The 1,883-nt window shown below is 61.9% G+C and carries 2 protein-coding genes; one reads left to right on the plus strand and one right to left on the minus strand.

Going from position 1 to position 1,883, the window contains the following annotated elements; translation table 11 throughout:
• Positions 1-1,425 (plus strand): GMC family oxidoreductase (locus WCA53_RS03725; protein ID WP_423905585.1); only part of this gene is annotated, 1,425 nt, incomplete at its 5' end.
• Here the strand turns inward: WCA53_RS03725 and WCA53_RS03730 are convergent.
• On the minus strand, positions 1,383-1,883 hold a 501-nt coding region (locus tag WCA53_RS03730), incomplete at its 5' end, for a LysR substrate-binding domain-containing protein (protein WP_423905587.1). The two genes, WCA53_RS03725 and WCA53_RS03730, sit on opposite strands and share 43 nt — an antisense overlap.

Raw genomic sequence — 1,883 nt, forward strand, 5'->3', positions numbered from 1 at the left:
GTGCAAGGGGGATCGGGCTCGATCAACGCGATGATCCACGTGCGCGGCGCGCCGCGCGATTTCGACGATTGGGCGCAAGCCGGCAACCCGGGCTGGTCGTATCGCGACGTGCTGCCCTATTTCCGTAAGCTCGAAACGCATGAAGACGGCAATACCGACCTGCATGGCGGCAGCGGTCCGATTCACGTCACGTCGATGAGAAAAGGCATTCACGCCATCACGCGATCGTTCCTGGCGGCGTGCGACCAGTTGGGGTTCAAACGCAGCGACGATTTCAATGGCGCGAAGATCGAAGGCGTTGGCGTCTACGACGTGACCACGCATCGCGGCCAGCGCGCGTCCAGCAACGTCGCCTATCTCGAACCCGCGTTGAAGCGCGGCAATGTGTCGATCGAGCATCACGCCCTCGCCCGGCGCGTGACATTCGACGGGCTTCGCGCAACGGGAATCGAAGTGTCGCAGCAAGGCGTGCTCCGGACCTTCCATGCAGCGCGCGAAGTGATCCTGTGCGCGGGCGCCGTCGATACCCCGAAGCTCCTGCAACTGTCCGGCATCGGCCCGAAGGAACTGCTCGCGCGAAAAGGCATTGCGCTCGTGCACGCATTGCCCGCGGTCGGACAGAACCTGCAGGATCACCTGTGCGTGAGCTACTACTATCGCGCGAACATGCCGACGCTCAATGGCGACTTCGGTTCACTCTTCGGCAAGCTCAAGCTCGGCATTCAATACATGCTGACGCGCCGGGGACCGCTTGCGATGAGCGTGAACCAGGCCGGCGGATTTTTCAGTGTCGATCCCGACAGCAAGCTCGCGAACCTGCAACTGTATTTCAATCCATTGTCGTATCAGATTCCGAAGTCGAACCGCTCGCAACTGACGCCCGAGCCCTATCCCGGCTTCCTGCTCGCGTTCAATCCATGCCGGCCGACGAGTCGTGGAACGATCGAGATCGCATCGTCCAAAGCGGAAGATGCCGCGCTGATTCGCGGCAACTATTTGTCGACGCAAAAGGATATCGATGAAGTGATTCAGGGTAGTCGCCTGATCCGCACGATCATGCAGGCGCCGGCGTTGCGCGCGGTGACGGTGGAAGAAACGCTGCCGGGTCCGGGCGTGAACCACGACGCTTCCATGCTGCAATATTTCCGCGACAACAGCGGTTCCATCTATCACCTGTGCGGGTCGTGCGCGATGGGTCCCGATCCGCAAACCGCCGTGGTCGATGCGCGTTTGCGCGTGCATGGCATCGAGTCGCTGCGCGTGGTCGATGCATCGATTTTCCCGAACGTCACGTCCGGCAACATCAATACGCCCACGATGATGGTCGCGGAAAAAGGCGCGCAAATGATCCTGGAAGATGCCGCCGCGGCTCCTGCCCGGGTTCAGCGCGAAGCCTCCGCCACCGCAGCTTCCGTCTCGGCCTGAAGCCATTGCTGGAAGAGGCGCTGCGTCCCGCTTGCGCGCTGCTCGGGACGCAGCACGAACCAGTACGACTGATGCCCTTCAACCTGCACGTCGAGCACCTGGCGCAATTGTCCCGACGCCAGTTCCCCGGCAATCATGTTGCGATCCGCGATCGTGATGCCGAGGCCATCGATAGCTGCTTTGATCGACAGATCCAGCACGTCGAACTCATAGCCGCCGTCCGTATCGATTCCTTCTATGCGCGCCGCGTCCAGCCAGTGTTGCCAGGTCAGGTAACGCTGGTCCTCCCCCGCGAGCACATGCAGCAACGTAAAGCAATTCAAGTCGATGGGCACGCGTCCGCCCGCGCGTTCGAGTAGCGCCGGCGCGGCCACTGCGATATGGCGCTCCTGCATCAGCAACGTGCTGTCGAGTCCGGTCCATTCCCCATCGCCGAAACGGATCGCGCAATCCAGCCG

The sequence above is a fragment of the Caballeronia sp. genome (assembly GCF_049581465.1).
In the GTDB taxonomy this organism is placed as follows: Bacteria; Pseudomonadota; Gammaproteobacteria; order Burkholderiales; family Burkholderiaceae; genus Caballeronia.